This window comes from Pseudoalteromonas undina (assembly GCF_000238275.3).
Taxonomy (GTDB): Bacteria; Pseudomonadota; Gammaproteobacteria; order Enterobacterales; family Alteromonadaceae; genus Pseudoalteromonas; species Pseudoalteromonas undina.
In genome coordinates this window covers 405,566-431,647 of record NZ_AHCF03000004.1, presented here as the reverse complement: position 1 = coordinate 431,647, position 26,082 = coordinate 405,566, and the positions used below count along the sequence as shown (strand labels likewise).

16 protein-coding genes are annotated in these 26,082 nt (G+C 39.4%); 6 read left to right on the top strand and 10 right to left on the bottom strand.

Annotation, left to right across the window (positions count from 1 at the left end; all coding sequences use genetic code 11):
- The first annotated feature begins 142 nt into the window (after positions 1 to 142).
- Positions 143 to 1,570 carry a sensor domain-containing diguanylate cyclase gene (locus PUND_RS16820; protein ID WP_010389175.1) on the top strand — a complete coding sequence of 476 codons (1,428 nt, stop codon included), beginning with the start codon at positions 143 to 145 and terminating at the stop codon, positions 1,568 to 1,570.
- Between the two features lie 4 nt (positions 1,571 to 1,574).
- On the opposite strand, the gene PUND_RS16815 is transcribed toward PUND_RS16820, so the two are convergent.
- The 4 genes from PUND_RS16815 to PUND_RS16800 form a co-directional block, all read right to left on the bottom strand.
- Positions 1,575 to 2,450, bottom strand: coding sequence for an SMP-30/gluconolactonase/LRE family protein (locus tag PUND_RS16815; protein ID WP_010389176.1), 876 nt, complete (start codon positions 2,448 to 2,450; stop codon positions 1,575 to 1,577).
- A 39-nt stretch (positions 2,451 to 2,489) separates the two neighbouring features.
- Positions 2,490 to 3,197 (bottom strand): sulfite exporter TauE/SafE family protein, encoded by a 708-nt coding sequence (locus PUND_RS16810; protein ID WP_010389178.1) that lies wholly within the window; start codon positions 3,195 to 3,197, stop codon positions 2,490 to 2,492.
- Positions 3,198 to 3,295: 98 nt separating this feature from the next.
- A complete protein-coding gene (locus PUND_RS16805; protein ID WP_010389179.1) occupies positions 3,296 to 4,075 on the bottom strand; it encodes an SDR family NAD(P)-dependent oxidoreductase in 780 nt (259 codons plus the stop codon).
- Positions 4,076 to 4,115: 40 nt separating this feature from the next.
- The gene (locus PUND_RS16800) at positions 4,116 to 4,847 is read right to left on the bottom strand and encodes a FadR/GntR family transcriptional regulator (protein WP_010389180.1); all 732 of its coding nucleotides are present in this window, start codon (positions 4,845 to 4,847) and stop codon (positions 4,116 to 4,118) included.
- A 246-nt stretch (positions 4,848 to 5,093) separates the two neighbouring features.
- Between PUND_RS16800 and PUND_RS16795 the strand changes: the two genes are divergently transcribed.
- Complete coding sequence (locus PUND_RS16795) at positions 5,094 to 6,722, top strand: sodium:solute symporter (RefSeq protein ID WP_010389181.1); 1,629 nt, start codon at positions 5,094 to 5,096, stop codon at positions 6,720 to 6,722.
- Between the two features lie 123 nt (positions 6,723 to 6,845).
- Complete coding sequence (locus tag PUND_RS16790; RefSeq protein ID WP_240539518.1) at positions 6,846 to 10,100, top strand: glycoside hydrolase family 88 protein; 3,255 nt, start codon at positions 6,846 to 6,848, stop codon at positions 10,098 to 10,100.
- A gap of 58 nt (positions 10,101 to 10,158) precedes the next feature.
- On the opposite strand, the gene PUND_RS16785 is transcribed toward PUND_RS16790, so the two are convergent.
- Positions 10,159 to 11,187 (bottom strand): glycoside hydrolase family 43 protein, encoded by a 1,029-nt coding sequence (locus tag PUND_RS16785; RefSeq protein WP_010389186.1) that lies wholly within the window; start codon positions 11,185 to 11,187, stop codon positions 10,159 to 10,161.
- A 104-nt stretch (positions 11,188 to 11,291) separates the two neighbouring features.
- Between PUND_RS16785 and PUND_RS16780 the strand changes: the two genes are divergently transcribed.
- Entirely contained in the window at positions 11,292 to 12,302 is a 1,011-nt protein-coding gene (locus PUND_RS16780; protein ID WP_010389187.1) for an arabinan endo-1,5-alpha-L-arabinosidase, read from the top strand.
- Between the two features lie 96 nt (positions 12,303 to 12,398).
- On the opposite strand, the gene PUND_RS16775 is transcribed toward PUND_RS16780, so the two are convergent.
- The 5 genes from PUND_RS16775 to PUND_RS16755 all read right to left on the bottom strand — a co-directional run bounded on the left by PUND_RS16775 (position 12,399) and on the right by PUND_RS16755 (position 20,777).
- Positions 12,399 to 12,833, bottom strand: a complete 435-nt coding sequence (locus tag PUND_RS16775) for an FKBP-type peptidyl-prolyl cis-trans isomerase (RefSeq protein ID WP_010389188.1) — start codon at positions 12,831 to 12,833, stop codon at positions 12,399 to 12,401.
- 10 nt (positions 12,834 to 12,843) lie between these two features.
- Positions 12,844 to 15,294 (bottom strand): glycoside hydrolase family 127 protein, encoded by a 2,451-nt coding sequence (locus PUND_RS16770; RefSeq protein ID WP_010389189.1) that lies wholly within the window; start codon positions 15,292 to 15,294, stop codon positions 12,844 to 12,846.
- Between the two features lie 22 nt (positions 15,295 to 15,316).
- Positions 15,317 to 16,261: a glycoside hydrolase family 43 protein gene (locus PUND_RS16765; RefSeq protein ID WP_010389190.1), complete on the bottom strand. Its 945-nt coding sequence runs from the start codon at positions 16,259 to 16,261 to the stop codon at positions 15,317 to 15,319.
- A 14-nt stretch (positions 16,262 to 16,275) separates the two neighbouring features.
- Positions 16,276 to 17,613 carry an MFS transporter gene (locus PUND_RS16760; RefSeq protein WP_010389191.1) on the bottom strand — a complete coding sequence of 446 codons (1,338 nt, stop codon included), beginning with the start codon at positions 17,611 to 17,613 and terminating at the stop codon, positions 16,276 to 16,278.
- A gap of 332 nt (positions 17,614 to 17,945) precedes the next feature.
- A complete protein-coding gene (locus PUND_RS16755) occupies positions 17,946 to 20,777 on the bottom strand; it encodes a TonB-dependent receptor (protein WP_010389193.1) in 2,832 nt (943 codons plus the stop codon).
- 511 nt (positions 20,778 to 21,288) lie between these two features.
- On the opposite strand from PUND_RS16755, the gene PUND_RS16750 reads away from it, so the two are divergent.
- Positions 21,289 to 22,242, top strand: coding sequence for a glycoside hydrolase family 43 protein (locus tag PUND_RS16750; protein ID WP_010389194.1), 954 nt, complete (start codon positions 21,289 to 21,291; stop codon positions 22,240 to 22,242).
- Between the two features lie 371 nt (positions 22,243 to 22,613).
- Positions 22,614 to 26,039 (top strand): LamG-like jellyroll fold domain-containing protein, encoded by a 3,426-nt coding sequence (locus PUND_RS16745; protein WP_010389197.1) that lies wholly within the window; start codon positions 22,614 to 22,616, stop codon positions 26,037 to 26,039.
- Positions 26,040 to 26,082 lie beyond the last annotated feature (43 nt).

The window sequence follows — 26,082 nt, the reverse complement described above, 5'->3', positions numbered from 1 at the left end:
CAATTGTAATACGTAGGCCAAATAAACGCACTAAAAACTTAGTAAAATACATAAAACTGTACTAAAAATAACTAAGCGGATACAAAAATAATAATTAATTCATAAATATGGGTAGTTTTCATATTTTAATGCGGAGAAACAAGTGAGCCATGACTCAAACAATACAATTTGGCAGATTTTTAATCTAATTAATTTAGCCGTTATTGCTTATGATAATAAAACGCATCACTACACGTTAAACCAACATGCTAAAACACTACTTAACATAAATAGTGATGACGCTGTTAGTAACGATGTTTTTAATAATATTACTCTTCGCGACTTTAATGATGATACGCTGATAACCATTGAGCAATTATTTTCATCAAATATCACAGCTGTTTTATTAGAGTGTGAATTTTCGCCGCAGCTTTTAAATGTTAACCACTCAATAGTTAATGACTCTGTGTCTATGATCACTTTAGAGCAAGATCGTACACTTACAGAACAATATAACTTTGATCAAATTATCTCTAAAATTTCTACCAAACTCATTGATATACAAAATGACAATATAGACCAGCAAATTAACTTTGCCCTTAAAGCCATTGGCACTGTTTTGAAGGCAGACCGCAGTTATTTATTTGAATTCAACACCGACAACGAAACTATCACCAATACTCACGAATGGGTCAATACGGGCATTATCGCTTGCAAAGACAGACTACAAAATGTACCCAAAGTTGAGCTACCCTACTTTTTTGAAATAATGAATGAGAGCCATCTATTTCAAGTCAATGATATTGAACAATTACCAACAAAAGCCGACGCTGAAAAAGCTGAATTTAAAGAGCAAAATATTCAATCTGTTCTGTGCATAGGCCTTCGTTTTGATGAAGAGCTAGTAGGCTTTATTGGTTGTGATTGTGTTAAAACAAAACGTAATTGGAGCAAAATAGATTTAATTAGAATAAAGCTCGTAGGCGAAATCATTAATAATGCACTTAAAAATATTAACTATAAAAAAAAGCTACAGTTAACCCAACAGCAATTAATTAACGCCAATATAAAGCTCAATAAATTAGCGAATACTGATGCGCTAACTAATATTGCTAATCGCCGTTTTTTTGATGCTACACTCAAAAGTGAAATTAAACGCTGCGCAAGGCATAACCAACCCGTTAGCTTAATTATATGTGATATCGACTTTTTCAAACGCTATAACGATAATTATGGTCACCAAAAAGGGGATGACGCATTAAAACAAGTAGCAAGCGCATTAAGCAGTTTATGTAAGCGTGAGGGAGATTTAGCAGCTCGATACGGAGGCGAAGAGTTTGCCATAATTTTACCCTTCACTGGGCTAGAGCAATGCGAGCACTTTACGACATTAATACAGCAAAAAATTAAATCTCTGAAAATTGCACATGATTATTCAAGTGTGAGTAATAAACTAACAATAAGCATAGGATATACTACTTGCTTAGTAACTAAAGCATCCACAAGTGAAACGCTCATAAAAGTAGCAGATAAAGCTCTTTATTTAGCAAAAGATTCAGGACGTAATAAAGCGTGTACTTTTGAAGAATAAATAATCATAAATGAACAGGTGTTTCTGCTATTCCTTTAAAGGGTACTGTGATAATAAAAAGACCTCCACTGTAAGGAAACTGTTCTAGTGCCTCTTTATCTAAACCAGTGCGGGCTGTAGTTACGGCTATCGTATCTAAATCATCTCCCATAAAGGTAAGGCTCGTTACTCTTGGAGCTGGTAATTTATAAAACTGAACATATTTTCCTTGTGGTGAGAAACGATAAAGTCCAGAACCATTCCATGATGCAACCCATAAGTGGTTATCATTATCGACTGTCATACCATCGGGAAAACCCATTGCCTCGTCAAATTTTATAAATTCTCGCTTGTTGCTAAGCTCACCTTGTTCACTTAAATCAAATTGATAGATAGTTCTGGTGGATGATTCTGTTGAATATAAGATGCGTCCATTTTTACTTATTGCAGGTCCATTACTGATCATATAATTACTGTCAACAATTGTTGGTGCCTGTTGATGACCAAAACGATAAAGCGCTCCAGTGCTTTGTTGTTCATATTTATCCATGGTGCCAAAAAACACATATCCGTTTCTATCTGTTTTCGCATCATTTAAACGATTATTTATAGCAAGATTGGAAAGAGAGTAAAGCTCTATAGGTTGGAATGTGCTGTTATCAAGGTAATAAATACCGCGTTCAAAACCTGCGATCAAACGCTGTTCCGTAGTCTCCATAACCCAACAAATAGCTTGCTCCATCGGATATCGAGAAACAGTTTGCTGCTGAAGATCAAAACGGTAAAGCAACTTGTCTAAAATATCGACCCAAAATAAACATTTTCGTGATTCGCTGTAATATGGTCCTTCACCTAGTAAACATTGGCAAGGAATAATCATTTTAACCGAATTAACTTCCATTACTTAACCTAATACAGCTTACGAGTTAATATCATCATCTTAACGTTGAAAGAAAATCAGTGCTAGACCTGAAAACGTTGCAACCACAATAATTAAAATTCGAATAGATTGCTCGTTGATTTTATTATTTAGAAAGTATGACAATCCCCAGCCAATTAGAATAGCTGGTAGGCATTTAATAAATAGAAGTAAGTCATTCGAGTCTGCTGTACCAGTAACGAGCAAAGCCGTAATACCAAACAGATTAATAAACACAAAGAAGATGCTTAAATTAGCTTTAATTTTATCTTTGTTTTGCGCTTGATAGAGTAGCCCCATCGGAGCGCCTCCTGCTGATGTGGTGGTGCCAATAAAACCAGATGCAAGTGATGCAAGTACATTAGAGATAAAAGTAAGCTTAGGCGACCAACCTGTGAGCGATAGCCCAACTGCAATTAATAAACAACACCCAAGTAAAATACGATACTGATGAGGGTCTACTTGCAACATAACACTCGCAGCAATTAATACCCCTACGGCGCCACCAAAAATTGAATATCCTGTGTGCTTTAAATCTATTGCACCGCGATGCTTAATAGCAAGAATAGAAGTGATCAACAAGGCATTTAAAATCATTGGTCCGGGTACTAACTCTGGCATAAGCCAGTATAAAATTGGCGCACACAATAACCCTAGTCCAAAACCAATAACGCACTGTAAGCATGCACCAATTATTAATATAAAATAAACTAATACGATATCGGGCAATGCGTTTCTACCTTATTCACTGGGTTAAACTACTTATCAGAAAAGATTATTCTAATATTATAATATGATTGAGGTTAGGTAAATTTTTTTCTTTAACTTTAAGTCCAACCGGCATCAACAACTAATGATTGTGCGGTCATCATTTTACTATCATCTGCGGCTAAGAAAAGAGCCGCATTAACAATATCATCGGCCTGCAATGTTTCATTTATACATTGATTATGTCTTACATCTTCGATCATTTCGGGAGTTAACCAATGGGTTATTTGCCGTTCAGTCATAACCCACCCTGGCACTAACGTATTAATACGAATATTATCTTTACCATAAGTCGCAGCTAATGAGCGAGTTAACCCTTCAATTCCTGCTTTAGCGGTCGTATAAGCCGGCATGCCCGTTTGCTTAATACGCCAGCTCACTGAGCCCATATTAATAATGCTACCACCACCAATTCGTTGCATTTGCGGAGCTACGGCCTGCGCCGAAAAAAAACAAGGCCGTAAGTTAACGGCTAACTTATCATCCCAGTATTCAACACTCATACTATCGGCAACGTGGCGGGTATCGTCAGCAGCATTGTTTATCAATACACTGATCTCCCCTTGTGTTTTGCCCGTCGTTTTGATGGCAGTTTTTAGCTGTTCTATGTCTCGAATATCACAATATATGAACTTAGGGTCATAACAATATTGACCGGCAACTGAGTCACATAGTTGCCTTCCTTGCTCTTTTGCTATATCAACAAAGGTTACTTTTGCACCTTGTTCACAAAAACGTTTTACCATGACTTCGCCGATCCCTGTTGCACCGCCGGTAATAAAAACACTTTTACCAGCGAGGCTTGGATAACTTGTTGTGTGTGTTGTTGAGACTGGCATGATTTCCTTAAGTATTAAGATAATTCATTAATAAATGTGATTATTTTGATGCGTTTTGTGACTCTTTTTCTGCAATTTCTTTTTCAATAAATGACATTGCTTCATCAATCATGTAGGTCATCATGTTTTTAGCCCGCTCAGCCTCACCATTTAATATGGCTTGATACACTTTAAAGTGTTCATCAGCAATGGCCTTCTTGCTTCCTTTTGCGGGTGTTGTGTGTTGAATACTTACATTTAATGCCGTACGGATGAAATCACGTAATTGAAAGAAAAAACGGTTTCCGCTAGCAAATAAAATAGCGGTATGAAACGCTAAATCTGCCTCATGAATTTCACCATCAGGTGCATCAGCAGCTGCTTGCATTTTTTCTAGCGCAACAGCAATCTCTGCAATAGCATCTTTATCTGCTCGTTTTGCTGCTAACGCCGCAGCTTGTGGTTCTATCGCCAAGCGTACCTGTAAAAACTCTTTTAACACATAAAGAGTTGGACTACTCTCAAGAAGCCATTTTAAAACGCTGGTATCGTATAAATTCCAAGTATTAGCAGGCTCTACACGTATTCCTTGACGAGGACGTGACGATATAAGACCTTTTGCTGCAAGCATTTTAACTGCTTCACGAACAGCAGTACGACTAATGCCATACTCTTCACATAACTTTGCTTCGGTTGGTAAACCCGTCTCAGCTGTATAATGACCATTAATAATGGCTTTACCCAGCTCATTGGTTACCTGTTGCGACAAATTTAAATTTTCAATGCGTGCCATAAACAGTTCCTTTAAAAATACTTATTGTATGATACTACTATAAATTTACCACGTCATCAGGCAAATATTTTACAATTTTCCTGCATATTATTTTATCTTTGCTTTAATTCTGAATTATAAAAACACAGAAGTTAAAACGACCATCAATATTTAACAAATTTCTTTCATTTAACAAATTTGTATTATAATATTTTTATCACACACAAATTAAACGAAAGTTACTTTCGGGCTTAAATGGAATCAAAAATGATCGAATTAAGTACATTAGACTGGCTCGTGCTCGCAGGATTCTTTGTCTTGCTCTTAGCTGTAGTCATCGTCTCAATGAGACAAAAAGAAGAAGATACTACAGATTATTTTTTAGCCGGGCGTAATGCGAGTTGGCTAGTCATTGGTGCGTCAATCTTTGCCTCAAACATTGGCTCTGAGCATTTAGTTGGTTTATCTGGTGCAGGTGCACAATCAGGCATGGCGTTAGCGCATTGGGAAATGCAATCGTGGATAATATTATTACTTGGTTGGGTGTTTGTGCCTTTTTACTGGAGTAGTAAAGTTTATACTATGCCGGAATTTTTAGAGCGTCGTTTTAATTCTAAATCACGTACTTTTTTGTCGGTTATCTCATTAATCAGTTATGTACTCACCAAAGTAGCAGTGACTGTTTATGCCGGTGGTATCGCGTTTAAAACTATTTTAGGTATCGAAAGCATTTGGGGCATCGACTTTTTCTGGATATCCGCTATTGGCTTAGTGGTGATCACCGGTATCTATACCGTACTCGGTGGTATGAAAGCGATAATGTGGACCTCGGTGCTACAAACCCCTGTGTTGATCATTGGCTCTGTGGTTATCTTAGTTGTTGGTTTGGATAAAGTCGGTGGCTGGTCAGAGGTTGAACGCTTAAATGATGTAAATATGCATTTAATCCGTAGCGCCTCAGATACCGAGTTCCCATGGCCTGGCATCATTTTTGGTTCATTCATTATTGGTTTTTGGTATTGGTGTACTGACCAATATATTGTACAACGTGTACTCTCAGCGAAAGGCATTAAAGAAGCGCGTCGCGGTACTATGTTTGCAGGTTACTTAAAGTTATTGCCTATTTTCATCTTTTTAGTACCAGGAATGATCGCTTATGCATTAAAAGCAAAAGGTATTATTAGCTATGACAGTGCCGATCAAGCATTTCCTACATTGGTTGCCGAGTTACTCCCCTCTGGTGTTAAAGGCATCGTAATTGGTGGCCTAGTTGCCGCATTAATGAGCTCGTTAGCATCATTATTCAATTCGTCGGCGACATTATTTACTATCGATTTTTATAAAAAGTTCAAACCTGAATCAAGTGAAAAACACTTGTTAAAAGTAGGCCGTTTAGCAACCGTAGCCATTGTAATTTTAGGTTTGTTATGGATACCTATTATGAGTTTAATTGCAGATGTGCTGTACGAATACTTACAAAGTGTGCAATCACTCATTGCCCCAGGTATTGCTGCTGTATTTTTATTAGGTTTATGTAGTAAACGTATCACCCCCGCAGCTGGCTTTGCTGGTTTAGTGTCTGGTTTTGTACTGGGTATGATCCGCTTAGTGTTACTGCCATTTAAAGATAATTTAGCTGGTTCATCATTTGCGTGGATCACCGATATGAACTGGTTGTACTACTGTATTTTATTATTTGTTGTGGTTGTTGTGCTGATGATTGTAGTGAGTATTTTCACAAAACCTGCCAGTAATGAACAACTCAAAGGTTTAACCTTCTCAAGTCTTGATAAAGCCACATTAAAAGAAGTAGCTGCCGGATTAGATAAATGGGATTACATTCATACTGCGGGGATCATCGGTATCACTGCGTTTATTTACTATCGCTTTTGGTAAAACTTAATTAGTTGTTCCCACGTTTATAGGGGGTGTTATCACCCCTTTTTTGCATACAGATAAGGACTCTCATTAATTAGGCAAGGTAGCTTCCTCTCGTGTTGTTAGCCTCAGTGCAAATTAATGAACAATCATAAAGAGGTGATGATGAACACTCTGCTTAAAATTGCATCTATAAGTTCTCTAGTATTACTCAGTAGCTGCTCCTCAAAAATGCACCAAAAAAGCGTAGAAGCACGCTTTGTTCCTGAGCGTATGGACGACTTTGCATTTGAAAATGACAAGGTTGCATTTCGCGTTTATGGGCCTGCTTTAAAAGATTCGGTAGAAAATAGTGGCACTGACTGCTGGCTTAAACGCGTTGATTACCCAATTATTAATAAATGGTATGAAGGAGAACGAGAAGGTATCTCTTATCATGCAGATCATGGTGAAGGTTACGACCCTTATCATGTTGGTAATTCATTAGGCTGCGGCTCAATGGCCTTATGGGATGAAAATGCCGATAAGAGCGACAGACTGATACAGCCCAATGTGTATACTGATTATTCAATAATAGAAAAAACCGCTGATAAAGTCGTTTTTGAGCTCACTTACCAGTATACCGATCAAGACATCACCGAGAAAAAACGCTACACACTGGAAAAAGGTAGCCAATTTTATAAAGTGCAAAGTCAATTTACACACAATGGTAAACCCATACAACTTAAAGTTGCTGTGGGGGTCACTACCCATGATGGTAAAGCACAGACACATGTCAACTCTGAAGGTGATGCAATAACAACATGGGAAACTATTGATGGCAGCCAAGTAGGCACATCTGTTTTATTGCCTAAATTTACCCACACTCACTATATTTTACAACAAAGTGATAAGAAAGATCGATCGCATGCTCTGCTTGTTGCGCAGACGAATAAAGCGGGTGAAATTACCTATTATGGAGGGTTTGCTTGGTCTAAAGCGGGTGACATAACAACCTTCAAACAATGGCAAGATTATGCGAGTAACTATTTAGCCAAAGATAAAAACACACAAGTAACCGCAGAATCTGTAAAGTCACTAACGAAAAAAGTAGCAGACTGGCAAATTGCAAATTTTGCAGAAGAAGGTAAATACCGCGCACTACCACGCAAACCACCCCAGTGGATGAATCGCGAACAATATCATGATTTAGAGTGGCATCATGGTGCCCTTTACGCGGGTATGAACGAATGGCGTAAAATTGCTGATGATGATAAATATACAAACTTTTTAATGGAAATTGGTCAGCGAAATGACTGGAAACTTCACCAACGCCCTTATCACGCCGATGATCACACTGTAGGTCAATTTTATCTGTCTTTATACGAAGACTTCCATCAGCCAAAAATGCTCGAACCCACCCGTAAGCAGTTTGACTGGATTTTGGCTCACCCAAAAACCGGCACACTTGATTGGCTTGCTGAAAATACCCATGCCCATGATCGTTGGGGCTGGTGTGATGCATTATTTATGGCACCGCCTGTATGGGCACGTTTAGCTAAAATTACCGGTGAAGAAAAGTATTTAGACTTTATGCACCAAGAGTATAAAGCAACATACGACCTATTGTGGAGTAAGAAAGGTCAGCTATTTTGGCGTGATTCTAGTTTCTTTGATAAACACGAAAAAAATGGCGAAGACGTTTTTTGGGCTCGTGGCAATGGCTGGGTATTTGGTGGATTAGCACTGATGATACCGGACTTACCAGTGACTTGGGAAAAACGTGACTTTTACATTAATTTATATAAAAAGATGGCCGCACGTTTAATTGAAATACAACGTGACGATGGCACATGGTCTATGGGTTTACTTGGTGGTACACAAGGTTATCCCATCAAAGAAACCAGTGGTACATCATTCTACGCATTTGGTTTAGCATGGGGTATCAATAATGGCTACCTTGATAAAGAAACGTATCGCCCTGCATTAATGAAAGCATGGCGTGCGATTTCAGATTCAGTTACCGATGATGGCATGCTAGCCTTCGTACAACCTGTAGGCGCAGCTCCTGGAGATTCATTTCCAGATTATACTGAAGTGTATGGTGTTGGGGCATTTTTAGCAGCCGGTAGTGAAGTGTATAAACTACTTGAAGATGAAAAACCAAAAAAACACGTCGCTCACAATACAATTCAAACGTTAATGCATAATGCAGGGTGGTGTTGGTTTCAAGATCCCCGCGCCATTATCCAAAACGGTAAATTAATTATCGGTAGCGTTGCTGGCAATGGTGTGGGTGACGCTGCGGTAGGTGTCTACGACCTTGATAAAAAGCAACTACTCGGTCGTACCACATTAAAAACTAAATTTGACCATGATGATCATAACTCACCGGTTTTTTATGCGCGTCCTGATGGCAGTGTATTAAGCGTTTACGCACGTCATAATAGTGAAAAAGTACATTACTACCGTATTTCAAATTCTGACAATTTTTTAAGTTGGGGCGAAGAGAAAACGATACAAAGTCCTGCCAACGTAACCTACATGAACTTATACGACTTACCCGATGAAGGAACACTATATAACCTTTATCGCGGTATTGATTGGAATCCAACGTATGTTACATCAAAAGACTATGGTGCTACCTGGAGCGATGAACATGTTCATCTAATTCAAAATGAAGTCCCTGGCGTACAAAGACCGTATGCACGCTATGCAGGGAATAGCAAAGACACAATAGGTTTGTCATTCACTGATGCCCACCCTCGCGACTTTGGTAACAGCATTTATTATTCTGAGTTTAGAAAAGGTAATTTCTATAACGTGGATGGCACATTAATTAAAAACCTTAAAAAGGATGGGCCATTAAAACCATCTGAAGCAGAGAAATTATTTCAAGGTGGCGGCGGCAACTTCCGTGGCGTTGATTTAAGTGTTGAAAAAAGTGCATGGACAAGCTCAGTGGCTTTTGATGATAAAGGCTACCCACACGTTGCTTATACTTATTACTTAAATAATCTAGATCAGCGTTATCGTATTGCATCTTGGGATGGAAAAAAATGGCATGACCGTGAAGTTGCGTTTGCAGGAAGCCGTTTATATGACCGTGAAGCCAGCTATACAGGCTTAATCACTGTGGATCCCAGCGACCCTACTCATGTGGTTATTTCAAGTAATGTGAATCCGACTACGGGTGAGTCTTTAGCAATGCCGCATCAAATATTTAGCGCACACATTGGGCTTGATGATGATACTAACATTATTCAGTGGCAGCAGTTAACACATGATAAAAACAATGAAAATTTACGCCCTATGATAGTCAATTCCGACAAACATAAAGTCATTATGTGGTTACAAGGACAATATAATAGCTGGACTGACTACTACTTAGACGCTGTTGGGATTGTGGTTGAGTAATCAGCCCTAGTTCATTAAAAAGGAGCAACAGGCTCCTTTTTTATTATCAGCTCTATAATCAGTCCGGAAACTCTGGCGAAAGAATAGGAAATCCTTGGTCATCCCACTTTATTATACGCGCTCGAGCATGGCGATTTGGATCTGTTAACGGTGTTCCTTTAAGCTCTTTATAATCACGGCTGTGGTAAATTAATAAGTCTGTAACACCGTCCTCTGCTTTTACAAAACTATTGTGACCTGGACCAAAGCGCCCTACTTTTTCGTTACTAGCAAAAATTGGCTGCTGCCTCTTATGCCAGCTTGCTGGGTCGAGTAAATCGGCATCTGCATCGGCCCATAACAAGCCCATTGCATATCGATGATCAGTCGCACTGGCAGAATACGTAAGTAGTACTTTTCCCTCACGGACCATCACTGCGGCTCCTTCATTCACCTTATAGCCTTGTAATTCCCAATCAAGTGTTGGCTCTGAAATATTAACTATTGGCTCTTTTATCGATGTTGGTGAATCCATTTGTGCAACCCACAATGCGGAGTTATACGTTGCGGGTTGGTTTTGCTGTGCCCACACTAAATAACGCTTACCTTTATGGCTAAATGTTGTAGCGTCCAATGAAAAACTATCAAGGTGGGTTTTTAACTGACCCATTTCTTGCCATTGGCCGTTCATCGGGTTTTTACTGTCATTTTTAAGCACATACATGCGGATACTAAACGGCTTTTCTACATCACCCGCTGCAAAATGAATATACCAACTGCCATCAACTTTATGTAGCTCTGGTGCCCAAATATTGGTACTCATTGGGCCTTTTTCATTTTTATGCCAAATCACTTTTGGCTCTGCTAGTTTCAAGTCATTAATTCGGCACGCTTGACGAAGCTCTATTTCATCAAATTTAGGGGATGTACCAATAAAGGTATAACAACCGGTTTTTTCATCGCGGACCAACCAAGGATCAGCGCGTTGCAAAACAATTGGGTTATCAATTGGCATCAATGTTGGATTATTATTTGCCTCTGCAACACTGTAAAAGCATGACATACTAAGTACGCTTACCATTGCAGTGGCAATCAGATTCTTGGCCATGGTATTTCCTATTTTTATAGTTTAATTTCCATTGTTAATATTGTATTACTTATATTATAGTAGCTGAATAAGTGTAATGAATAAAATAAAAAAGGTAGGCAACTATGAAACGCGCAAAAAAGTTCGCTCATACATGTAAACTGCTCGGTGCAAGTACATTACTTTGTTTAGCAAGTAATTCCATGGCTAAACAAGTTGAAGTACACGACCCTGTAATGACTAAAGAAGGCGATACCTATTACGTCTTTAGCACGGGTATGGGGATCACTTATTACGAATCAAAAGACATGAAAAATTGGCAGCTTACTGGCCGCGTATTTAAAGATGAGCCAAGCTGGGCAAAACGCATTGCCAGTGACTTTGGTGGCCACCTTTGGGCGCCGGATGTATACCAAAAAGATGGCAAATTTTATCTTTATTATTCTGTGTCTGCGTTTGGTAAAAACACCTCTGCAATTGGTGTAACGGTTAACGAAACTCTAGACCCTAAATCACCAGATTATAAGTGGATAGATCATGGCATAGTTATACAGTCTGTGCCTGAGCGTGATAACTGGAATGCGATTGACCCTGCAATTGTTGAAGATGACAATGGTACACCATGGATGAGCTTTGGTTCGTTTTGGGGCGGCCTTAAGTTAGTTAAACTTGACGATGACATGGTAAGACTTGCTCAACCACAAGAATGGCATAGCATTTCAGCACGCCCTAACACTGAACACGGGCCTGTAGAAGCACCGTATATCTTTAAAAAGAATGGTTATTACTACTTATTTGTGTCGTTTGATAAATGCTGCCAAGGTTTAGACAGCACTTACAATGTCCGTGTAGGGCGCAGTAAAAACGTAGAAGGCCCATACCTTGATAAAGAAGGCCGTGACTTAAATAATGGCGGTGGTTCGCTGGTGATCGAAGGTAATAAAGACTGGGTAGCGCTTGGTCATAATGCTGCTTATACCTTTGACGGTAAAGATTACTTAGTACTTCATGCTTACGAAACGGCTGATAACGGTTTACAAAAATTACGAATTCTGCCGATGACTTGGGACGATAACTGGCCTGTGGTTGATAGTAGCGATCTAAACAAGCGCACCACTAAGCTGATTGAGAAGTAACACTTAAGAACAGCCACTAAAAGCCTGCATTTTTTGCAGGTTTTTAGTTTTGATATATCGCATTCTCAACACAAAAATTACTGTTCTAGCTCACGATTACTCTTTAAAATCAATGAGTTTAATATCCATAAAAATAAGCTGCTCACTGCTTATCGCTAACGACTCGTTAAGTGCCACACTGTAAATATCGTAGGCAAGATGCGGTAAAATTAATAACTCATAACGGCTGCCTTTAGGCATCAGCATGAGTGCTTCTTGCAAACCTTCTATCGCTTCTGCTATTTCATACTCAGCCACTTGCTCAATTTGCCGCGTATCATAAAGCACATGCCCTGTTGCAGTCATCACGCGTTGCTGCACCTTAACAGTGGCATCCCATGAAGGTGGTTCGCCACTGCCAAGTTCAATAATACGATACATTAATCCCGAGCCAGTTACATGCACTTCGGGCTGTGTTATGTATTGCTCTGCGAGCGGGTAACGCCGAACACTCACTTTAAAATGCACATCGTCATAATGCTGTAAACTCATACTCGTCCTACTAGTTATTATTGATTAAACGAATACCGTAAATACCACCAGCAACCGATCCTTTTATTGCACTAAAGCGCAGTGTTAATGAGCTAGCTTTTTTCATTTCATCAGTTAATGGATAATCAATGCTGTAAAATTCTGCATCAGTTTGCTTAGCGGGTAAGCTGACTTTTGCCAGCACCTCACCATTAATAGTGATAGTAAACTTACGGCCTATATCTGCATTAAAATAACAGATACGCAGTGAAACTGCCTGCTGCTCTGAGTTAGTTAGCTTATATTCAAACCAACCTGTTGCATCACGCCAATGATGGCCGTTATTAACACCTGTACGGGTATTTTCACCTTTAAAGTCATGCTCAACTTCAGGCTGTTGCTCGCCCGGTGTTATTTGGTCAACGGTCAATAATCGTAATTGCTCTTTTGCTTGTTCAGCAGCTTTTGAATCTTTCACGAACTGAGTAAATTCGGCTTCACTTTGCTGCGGCCAGTAAACTTGATAGCGACTATCATGAAGCCTAAAGAACGGAATTAACTGAGTTGTTTGTGTACTCCCTATACCCTGCTGGGCTATGGCGACATTTTTATCTGTGGTAAATGCAAGTTCAGCGCTAGGCGCTCGCTTTAAATCAGCAATAAACTGCTCAGGTTCACTGAGCATGATAGGAAGTGCTTCGGATGGACAGGTAGGCCCTGCTGCAATATGACCCATGCGGCTATTGTCTGCCACAAAATTCAACTGCTCGTTTTTAAACGCTTGTACTTTGGTTGCCATTACCACAGGACCATACAATACCGCATAGTAATCTTGGCCATCCGGCAGTTGCTCTGTGTACAGCTTTGGCGCTAAAGTAAAAGTTAATTTGTCGCCATCATGCCAATCATGTTTTATTGCGTAATACCCCTGCTCTGCAGTGGCATTTATAGGTTTGCCATTAAGCTTAAACTGTAAATCACCCGTGATCCAACTTGGCTTACGAATATGCAACTGCGCTGGTGAATTATCCTTTTTATCTAATGTATTGAAAACCAATGTAACATTATTAGCATCAGGAAAATGGCTTTGTTGAGTTACTTTTAAGCCTTGTTGCTGCCAATCAAGCGTACTTGAAATAAATAGATTTACCCATAAGTTATCGTCATTTTTACTGTAGATCAGCTCACCATATTTACTATGATTTTCGATACCCGAACCGACACAACACCACATTGAATCTTGTACCGATGAATACATACGATAGTGCCCAGGACGCATCGGCGTAAAGTACACAAGCCCACCGTGCTCAGGATGTTGCGACGATAAAATATGGTTATAGGTTGCGCGCTCGTAGTATTCTAAATAGCGAGTGTCCGCGGTTTTCAGAAACAGCAGCTTGCTGAGTTTCATCATGTTGTACGTGTTACAGGTTTCCGGGCCTTCAACATCTTCAACCATCGCGGTAAAGTCTTTTTTGTCGTGAAAATGCTCACGTACACTGTTACCACCAATAGCCACTGAGCGCTCTTTAGTCACTGTTTGCCAAAAATAATCTGCGCCTTGTTGCCACGCTTCATCATCACTGGTCTCAGCGACCTTCAACATACCAATAATTTTTGGAATTTGGGTATTAGCATGTAAGCCAGTTAGCTTATCTTGTTTTTTTAACAGCGGATCGACAATGCTATGGTGAGTAAATTGACGTGCTAGTTTTAAGTAACGTTTATCATTACCGATAGTAGCCATATCAGCAAATACCGCATTTAAACCACCGTATTCTGAATATAGCATCTGTTGAATTTGTTCATCGCTTAACTTAGAGGTTAAGTTTAAAAACCATTCGCCTAAACCAAACAGCATTGTTTTTGCTTGCTCACTGCCTGCAATCAAATAAGCATCACGCAGACCATGAAAAATTTTGTCTATGTTATAAAGTGGCACCCAACGATCATTTAAACTAAATAAATCGGCTTTAATATTACCATCATGAATTTGTTGCCACATTGCTTGACCATTTGGTATGCCTCCTAAATAACCGTCATTAACCTGTTGGGCGCGTTGTAGCTCATTTAACATGTAATCTAAACGGCGCTTTAGTTCTTCATCGCCAGTTGCAGCCCACGCAAGGCTTAACGCCGATAAATAGTGACCGCCAATGTGACCATCAAGTCCCGAGTCTTCCCAATTACCATAAGATGACGCTTTGGGCTCGATACCAGCTTCACGTAAGTAAGGGGCTAATAATTGATCTGGGTGCAATGCCAATAAATAACGAACGTTAGTTTGCTGGGCATGTAAAAACGGGCTTGCACTTAAGCTAACTTGCTCAAGTGCAAAAAGTTGTTGTGGTGTGCTCTGTGTATGATGCGTATTAACAGTTTTATCATCTGTATTTGGGTGTTCGCTGCAAGCCGATAACAACATTACCGCAAGTGAAAAACTAATAACGTGTGGTAATTTTTTTGCTGCTAAATCAAACATACACAGAGTCCTTTTGTTATTTTTATTGTTCGCCAGGTTTACCAAAAACAGGCATACCGTTATCATCCCAATTTAATGATTTTGTGAAGGTATGACGATCTGGGTTCCACAGTGGGTCACCTTCAATTTCAGTATATTGACGACAGTGATAAACCAGTACGTCATTACCATTTTCATCTTGCGTAAAACTGTTATGCCCGGGGCCAAACATCGACTTAGGCTCATTACTACGAAATACCGGCTCTTGTACTTTAGTCCAGCTATTTATATCTAATAAATCACTATCTAGGTCCGCATATAGCAAGCCCATAGCATAGTTTTCATCGGTGGCACTGGCTGAATACGTTAAGAATATTTTACCGTTACGTTTAAGTACGTTAGGGCCTTCATTCACCCAAAAACCAATTATTTCCCAATCAAGTTCAGGGATGGTTAAACGCGTGATTTCGCCAGAGATCTCTATTGGTGATGACATTTTTGCCAAGTACAGATTTGAGTTACCTTTTACACCCGGTTCTTTTTGTGCCCAACAATAATAAAGCTCATCATTATGATAAAAAGTCGTGGCATCTAAACAAAAAGTATCCCATGGGGTTTCAATTTGACCGCAAAACTGCCACTCGCCTTCAATCGGATCCGCATCTTTACAGCTAATTGCATACATACGGTGTTGAAATAAATCGTGCTTAATTTCACGACTCGGTGCTGCGGCAAAATAAACATACCAAGCGCCATCATTAAAATGGATCTCAGGTGCCCAAATAAGCTCCGAGTACGGACCTGTTTGTGGCTTCATCCAGACCATTTTTGGTGTTGCCGTTGCAAGTCCTTCAAGCGTCTTTGCACGACGTAGTTCAATGCCATCATAGGCAGGAACAGACGCGGTAAAATAATAATAACCATCTGTGTGCTTATGAATATATGGGTCAGCACGTTGTGGGATCAAAGGCTTAGGTAAAGTTGACATAAATGCTCCTAAAATTATTCTGGTAACCGTTGGTTTTTAACCATGTCGGTATAATATTGATCTGTAATTTTGTATTTCTTTAATATAAAGCCCAGCAATGCATGAAATACTCCTGGAATAACAGTCAGCATTAAAGCAAGACCCATCAAGGTGAATTCTGTTTGCTCAACATTTGGTTTGTATTCAAAAAATGCTAATAGTAAACCACCGGCAAGACCTGCTAAGCCGCCACCCGCTTTTTGGCAAAATGAGATGCCACCAAACGATAATCCTGAGGCACGTACACCGTCTTTAATTTCACCATAATCAACGGCTTCAGCTATGGCTGACCAAAACACAGGGGCGTGTAAATCAACCACAAAGGAAAGAATAATGTATAAAAAGAAGGCAAGATATACATCTCCAGGTTGCACAGCAAAATACATTACAACAGATATGAATAACACCGCGATTTGTGATTGACGAAATAGCTTCATTTTACAATAGCGTTGGGTGATCCATGTACTAGCGATCATAGATACAATTGATGCGGCAATACCAGCACTGGTAAACGCTCCAGCAAGACTTGGTTCACCTAAATAATAAGTTGCATAATACATAGCGACACTGCCACGAATTGCGTAACCTAAAGTACCGAGCACGCATGCAGCACATAATAATAACCACTGATCGTTTTTCAATAATGTTTTAAATTGTGTTGCGATGCTTTCTGTCTGAGGTTCATGAGTAATACGTTCACGAGTAGTAAAAAAACAAAATAGAAACAATGCTACACCACAAGTGGACACTAAAATCATTGCCAGTTTATAACCATGAGCAATATCGCCACCGCCCCACAAAGACGCTAGTAAGGGAACTGAAAACACAATAACTACATTCGCTATTTTGGCAAAAAACATTCGGTATCCGTTTGCGGATAATCGCTCTTTTGGATCTGCGGTTAATACACCGATATATGAAATATAAGGAATAGCCACACCAGTAAACATTAAGGTGGCAAATAAATAGGTAAGATAAGCCCATACCAACTTCATGTTGTAATCAAAATCTGGCGTGGTAAATAGTAGAACGATTGAAATCCCATAGGGCACAGATAAAAATAAGAACCAATGGCGGAACTGCCCCCAGCGCGTTTTTACTTTATCGGTAATCACGCCCATTAATGGGTCTGTAAACGCATCAACAAAACGTGCAACTAAAAATAAAATCCCCATATCAACAGGGTCAAGGCCATAAATGTCGGTGTAGAAAAACGACATAAAATAAAATAATGCAGCAACCATAACGTTTACTGCCATATCACCGGCACCAAAACCGACTTTTTCAACAACTGATAACTTTTGATTTTCCATACAACTACCTAATTTTTAAAATATGTTATATAAAGCAACATATTTAAAAAAGAAAAAAGACCATCATTATTAATATGTTATACAAGTATCGAATCTAATTTCGATTGCAAAGCATTGTGATGTTCATTGAATTCGTTATTTTTGTAAACTTAATGCTAACAAGATAAATAGTATTATCATACTAATTATCATGCAACTATTTTCGACTATAAGCATGTGTTTATCTAAAAATAATTATGTATTAATTTTATAAAAGGGAAATAAATTATGGACTTGCATAATAAAATAAAAAAACCTCAGTGATACTGAGGCTTTTTAGTCTTTTTTAAATATTAGAAAGAATAACGTGCGCCTAGCGCAAATGTACGTGAGTAGATGCCATTACTAAAATTAAATAAGTTATCGTTACCTTTGCCATAGTAGCTTTGATAAACGTCATCTAAGATATTGGTCGCATCAAATGTAACTACGAAATCATCGGTTACGTCATAGCTAAATTGGAAATCTAAGCTTTGTTCTGGACGACTCCAAAATTGCAAAGGGTTTGCAAATATAGCAGCTTCATTGCCTGTGTAGAACTCTGAGCGCCAAACATAAGATAAACGCATATCGAACGATTCACGCTCATATATACCAACAATACTGTATGACTCATCCGACACACCCGCCATATTTGAATCAATATAGCCTGATATATTTCCAGCTTCGTCAAAATCAGGTGTATATTGAGATGAATCAAGTAAGGTAAAACTTGCTTGTAAACCTAAACCATTAAGCATATCTGGTAAGTTATCAGGGAAGTAAACCGCACCTAGTTCAAAGCCTGACAACTCGCCATTTGATGCATTTACTGGCGCACTTAAAACATAAGGACGAGTTACACCATCGTTGCCTTCACGTACGACTGTTTTGCGACCTGGTACAACTAGCCCTTCTATTTCACGCTTAAAATATGCAGCATAAATAGAACTAGAATCTGCAAAATACCACTCTAAAGATAAGTCATAGTTTTTTGACTCGGTAGGCTTAAGCTCTGGATTACCACCTGTTCCTTCGCCGTATATTGCACCTTCTGTCAACGGATCAGTCCAATATTGCAATGCATTTAAGTCAGCAAAGTTAGGCATACGTAGGGTTTCTGTGTATGCAATACGCCCTACAAGCTCATCAGTAATGTTCCAATTTAGCATCAAACTAGGCAGTACTTTACTTACATCTGCATTTGCTGAACTTGAATCAAATATATTTGTATTCGTGCCGGTTTCAGCTGTAAATGACATATCTTGTTCGTAACTGACATAACGGACACCTATCTCACCGCTAATGTTTTCTGTTAAGAAAAAGTTTGCCGTTGTATAAAGTGCATATGATGTTTCGTCTATATCAAAAGTTTTGTACTTATCTTCACCCTCAAGGCCATAAATACCACGGATTACATTCGCATTATCAAGTAAGTAACCACCATCTGCAGAAATAAAACTATCGAATACATCTGCACGACCGTCTAAGTAGTCTTCTACTTTATATACCACACCAGAGCCATCACCTGATGCACCATTGTCAGCAAGTAATTCAATAAGCTGTGCCAACGATGTGTTAGCAATACCACTATCTTGGGTTCGCGTAAACTCTTCAGCAGTTCGGCTTTCGTAACGTCCACCAAACTTAATTTTATCTAAATAAGTGCCGCCAAATAAATATTCCGCATCAAATGTAAATGAAAGAGAGTCACCACGGTTCCCCCCGCCATTATCATATAGCGTACCGGCATTCCAATTATCAATTGCAGCCATGTCAGCTTCGTTAACTGCTGTATTAGGGTCATCCCAAAATGCAATCCCTGGCATACCGTCATTATCATTAAAATCAACATCTAAACCAGTTGCGACACGGTCAAAACGCATAGCAAAAAAGTCAGTTTCAAATTCACTTTCTTGGTATACAACTTCCGTATTAATGGTCAAATAATCACTCGCTTGCCACTTTGAGCTAAGTGCATAAAGGTAACTATCCGTTTTCTCAGCGCTAGAGTCTCCACTTTGGAAGCCTCCAGCTCTAATAGCTTGCTTCTCTTTGATAACATTAGTGCCATCAAAGATTGTTGGAGTTTCAATATTGCCATTACCGTTTTCAAAAGTATTAGAAAACCACATCGCATTTTGTGAATCGTTTTCATATCCAGTATAAAAACCTTCAGCAGTAATCTCTAACGTATCAATTGGTGCCCATTGCAACGATAACGAAGCAGCTGGACGCTTACGTATACCTGAGAAAGAAGTACCGAATATTGCATCACGAGCAATTAAATACTCTGTAGGTACACCATCAACATTCAGTGTAGAACCTGGCGCTGTGGGAAGACCACCTTCAAGACCCGCTTGCCAAATTAAGTTACCTTGTGAATCATTATTTGGAACACGTGAGTAAGGTGAGTAACCGGTTGCTGGTTTATCAGTAAAAAATGGAAAAGCCGCACCTGCGGTGATGGTATCATCACGATAATGAGTTTCAGCATAAGAGATATTAAATAACGCCCCAAATTCACCAGCACCATCAACTTCCCAACGATTACTTAACAGTGCACTGATATTTGGATCAATCTTGTCTGGTTGATCTGAGTAAATACCACGTGCTGCTAAAACAACTTTTTTGCCATCAAAGTTAAACGGGCGATTAGTTTTAATATCGATTGAACCCGCAATACCACGCTCGACTTGATCTGCAGAACGCGTTTTATAAACCGTTACACCTGACAATAAACTAGCAGGAATATCTTGCAGTGATACATCGCGACCAGAGCCTGTAAAAATATTACGACCGTTAATGGTAGTGTGTACATCAGTTAAACCACGAATAGACACTTGGCTCACTTCACCTGCCCCACGACCTGTTGTTTGCACGCCAGTAACACGCTGTAAAGCCTCTACCACATTGTTATCAGGAAACTTTCCTATATCTTCTGCAACAATTGCATCTACAATCTGCACGCTAGCGCGCTTTTCATCTAGGGCCTTATTTAGGCTACCTCGTATTCCCGATACTTGAATAACCTCAATCGCATCAGCATCGACTTTTTGAGCTTGTGTTTGCTCTTCCTGTGCATAGGCAAATTGACTTGTAATTGCCATAACAATTGCGCTAGCTATGTGTGTTCTTTTTAACATTAGCGGTGCTCTCCAAATTATAGTTATATTGGCAGTATGACTTAATGCATCTACCTCTGGTTTACCACTTCAATATGCTTGTTGTCAGTTGAGAATATTGATTTGTGTGTCGTTTAATTATGTTAATTTATTGCTGCCTTCAATTTAATAGTATTGTATGATTATTTAACAGTCAACATAATTATTGGATCTAAAAACCGATGAGTGAAAATACACACCTCTAACGAAATAAATTTCAAACTAAAAATAATACGAATAAAAACAACAACTTGAATTTATTGATTTTGACTTCAATCATTATTTTTAAAAACATAAATATGGATACTATTTGTTAAATTATCCTAAACAAACAATTAAAAATATAATAATATAAATAATGTTATTTTCTGCTACGCTAGTATTTTAAGCGCCTAGCGTCATGTCGCAAAATTACAAGCGCACTGACAGATGCTAGCTAATGACCATAAAACAAATAAATACAAAATAATTTACAGTTTTTAGAGGAATACATATGTTTAAATATTTTACCCTGCCTTTGTTACTTTCGAGTAGCTTGGCTATTGCACAAAATCCACTTTTCAAAGATATATTTACTGCTGATCCTGCTGCACTTGTTCACAACAACACGGTTTATCTTTATACCGGCCACGATGAAGCTCCCAACAACGATGTTTTTTTTGAAATGCATGACTGGCTCGCATTTTCCTCAACCGATATGGTGAATTGGAAAAAACACGGCCCAATTATGAAAGCTACTGACTTTAAATGGGCGAAAGGAGAGGCATGGGCATCGCATATGATCGAGCGCAACGGTACCTTTTATTTTTTCACCACTGTGCGCCATGATGATACTAAACCCGGTTTTGCTATTGGTGTTGCAACATCAAAGTCACCCACAGGCCCATTTAAAGATGCTATCGGTCACGCTCTTGTTACCGATGACATGACTAAACACACTCCTAATGATTGGGATGATATTGATCCGGCTATCTATGAAGAAGAGAACGGTGATACCTACCTATTTTTTGGCAACTTAATACCTAAATATGTAAAACTTAGTGATGACTTACTTCATCTCGATGGTGAAATTAAAACCATTGATTTACCAAACTTTACCGAAGCACTGTGGGTTCATAAGAAAGATGAATACTATTATGTTTCTTATGCATGCGAATTCCCTGAAAAAATCTGTTATGCCATGAGTAAAAGTGTTCATGGTCCATGGGAATATAAAGGCATTTTAAATGAAATTGCAGGAAACAGTGAAACTAATCATCAGTCAATTATAGAATTTAAAGGTAAAAGTTACTTTATTTATCATACTGGCGCAGTACCACCAAAAGACGGTAAGCCCAGTGGCGGACGCTTTCGCCGCTCGGTGGCAATAGACCCGCTATATTACAATAAAGATGGTTCATTAAAACGCGTAATAATGACATCCGAAGGGATTGAAAGCCAAAACTAGCTAGCACATAACTCGCGAAGGAGCATTTTTAAAACCATAAATGCTCCTCACTTAAATCTGTCAGAATCAAAATCTTTAACTATTTAAAAATAAAATCATAAAACAACCCTTGTATCTACTTTATGTTAACCACTGCTTTCTTTAGTCAGCTAAATATTTATCCAACCCACCTAAAAAAATAAAATAATTTATAAATTAACAAGTTAGACACACAACACAGTTAACAATAAATTTACTTATGTAATAAACTTGCACAGCTCAAATAGTACTATAAAATGATAATAGTATGTTGGTTTGCATTTCAGACTCTGGCATTCATTGAACACATAATTAAATAACAACAATATCTCGATATAAAGAGGACACACAAAATGAAACTAACCAAACTAGCGGTGGTGATCACCTACGCTTTAGCTGTTACAGCATGCTCTGAGGAAGGCACTAAGCTAGAATCATCGCCAGCAGTTGCTCAGCCACAAAGTGCAAAACCAACCCTCACTGATAGCGTTACATATAACGAGCTTGGTAATGTTGCCGTTACTTATGTCGGCGTACACGATCCATCAGTCATTGAAAATGATGGCACCTATTATATCTTTGGTTCACATTTAGCCGCTGCTAAATCCACTGACTTGTTAAATTGGGAAATGATTTCAAGTTTATCAGCAAATAGTGCAGTAAATGAAAGCCCGTTATTTGACTTTAATTACACGAGCGAAATTGCAGAGGGTATTCAGTGGACTGATGGATTTACTGGTAACTGGGCTGCCGATGTCGTTAAAGCCCCCAATGGTAAGTTTTGGTTTTACTATAACCATTGCGCTCAAGATAATCCTGACACGCCAGACGTTGTTGATGAAGTATGCTGGAACCGCTCATACTTAGGCCTCGCAGAAGCTGATAATATTGAAGGCCCATATAAAAATAAAGGCGTATTTTTACGCAGTGGCTATCGCAACGATGAAGAGTTTGCACAGTACCCTCTTGATAACGGCCAAACAACGTGGAATGGCGCCGTTGATCCAAATGCCATTGACCCTGCTGCCTTTTATGATAAAGATGGCCAATTATGGATGGTTTATGGTTCATATTCTGGCGGTATCTTTGTACTGGCAATGGATGAAGAAACGGGTATGCCAGATGCTGAGCAAGGCTATGGTAAACATTTGGTGGGTGGTGACTTTAGAGCTATTGAAGGCGCCTTTGCTATGTATAGCCCTGAAAGTGACTACTATTACTTATTTTACTCAGTAGCTGGTTTTGATGTAAACGGTGGCTATAACATTCGTGTAGCACGTTCAAAAACGCCAGATGGCCCATACTTAGATACCGCAGGCAATGATATTGCCGCTGTTGGTGGTTTAGAGATTGGTGAAAAGCTATTAGGTGGCTTTGAATACACCCAAGAGCTTGGGGAAATCTCACCAGCATGGGGTTATCAATCACCGGGCCATAATTCAGCACATTATGATGAAGCGACTGGCCGCCACTTATTGATTACCCACACGCGTTTCCCACAAACCTCTACACCGTTTCCGACAGCGAGTGAAGCTCACCAAGTTCGCGTGCATGAGATGTTCATTAATTCAACCGGTTGGCCGGTAACCTCACCGCAACGTTATGTACCATTAGAGGGTGATAATTTAGTGGTGGCTGAGCAACTATACGGTTACTACAAGTTCATAAACCATGGGACTGATGTTAATACCAGCGCAGTGCGCTCTACTCACATTGCTTTAAATGCCGATCACTCAGTAACAGGTGATGAAACAGGTATTTGGTACATGGTAGATGATTCAAACGTAAAACTTGAACTTGAGTCTGGCACTTACTACGGTGTGGCTAAATGGCAATGGGATGATGGTAAAAAAGATCTTGTCGTCACTTTTTCTGCTGTATCGTTAGAAAATGCCACAGTCTGGGGCAGTAAAGTCGCTGAAATTGATGAAACGACCAGTGTTTTAGCAACCGTGAGCGATGCATTAAATATTAAGACCGAGCTGACAATTGATGATGAAGGTTATTCATTGCCAACCAAAGGGAAAGCGGGTACGACTATTCGCTGGGAATCAAGTAATGAATATTACATTGATGCAAATGGCTCCGTATTTATTCCCACCCCTGATCGGGGCGATCAAGCAGTTACATTAACCGCTAATATGTCACTTAATGGTGAAACTATCACCAAAACGTTCAATGTTAATCTAAAAGCGCGCCCCGTATTTAAAAATGCGATTGCGCACTATAGCTTTGAAAACGGCTTAACAGATAATTTAAGCAACCTTGCTGATGCCATGACCACTGATAACAACTTGGACAATACAGGTGTTGGTACGCCGGCCTATACTGCCGGTCAAACAGGTCAAGCATTCGATTTTGATGGTGCGACCGGTGTTCGATTACCTGATGACATAATCAACTCAGATAGCTACACAGTTTCATTTTGGTCTAAACCTGACGTTGTAACTGGCTATAGCCCTGCCTTTTTTGCAGCTGAGAATGCTGATCGTTGGGTAAGTTATATCCCAGGGGGTGCACCTCATTTCACCACAAATACAATTTTATGGAGTCGCTACCTAGTTGAACCAGAGGTTGAGCAATGGAATCAAATTGAGATGACTCAAGGTGCAACCGCTGGACAATGGAGTCACGTAACTATCACTTATGCTAACGGCACAATGAAGTACTACTCTAATGGTTCACTTGTTGGTTCAATGCCACGCCCTGATATGTTTAGCGCTGATACAGCTAAATTTGCACTTGGTATAAATTTTGGCTGGGATACTCCATTCCAAGGTCAAATTGATGAATTTATCGTCTATGATTACGCATTAAACAGCTTAGATATCAATGGTGCAGCGATAAACAACCTAACTGATCCAACTAAGTTTGAAACCTTCATTACTGATGCACTTGATTTAGGTGATACAACGGCTATCCGTGAAAGCTTTACCTTACCGCGTGTTGGGCCATTTGTGTCAGGTATTAGCTGGACATCAAATAATGAGGAGTTCTTAAAACCGGTTAATGGCACTGCCGTTGTTAATCAGCCAAGCGCTAATGCAGGTGATCAAGTTGTTACTTTAACAGCAACAATTAACTATAAAGACTTTACCGATACCAAAACTTTTGAAGTAACCGTTAAGTCATTAGCCCCTGCAGAATATAGTTTTGAAGGCGACTTAACTGAACTTAAAGCAGCTTACGCAAACGCCAAGCCTACGGGAGACCGTATTGATAACACTGGCGGTAACGTGACTTTTGTTGAAGGTATTAAAGGCCAAGCAGTATTCCTAGAAGGTTCGGGGGTTCGTTTACCAAATAACTTGATCACCACCAATGATTACTCTGTGTCTATGTGGTTAAAGCCGGAAACGTTCACTGATTACACCACTGCATTTTTTGCAGGTGCAAGCTCGGCATCTTGGATAAGCTTAGTCCCCTCATTGGTTGATTCGAATACGACTCGCCTTTGGGCAAATGGCGGCGGTGCGTTCTTTGATAATGGTGATTTAGGCATGCGACTGCCAGCCAAAGAGTGGTCACATGTTGCCTTCACTGTTGACGGAACCAACGGTGACACCTTGAAGATGTATGTAAACGGTGAGCTTAAAATTGAAGCAGGTGGCTTCCCTCGCGTGTTTACTGTTGAGGGCGAAACCAATGAATTTGCGTTAGGTGTAAACTACTGGGATACACCATACAACGGCGCGGTTGATGAGTTAAAAATATTTAACGGGGCAATCGATGCTGACGCAATCAAAGCACTCTACGATGCAGCTACTGCACAGGAGTAAACTATTTAGGGTGAGCTGCCTTACCCAATAGTTTGTTGTCGTG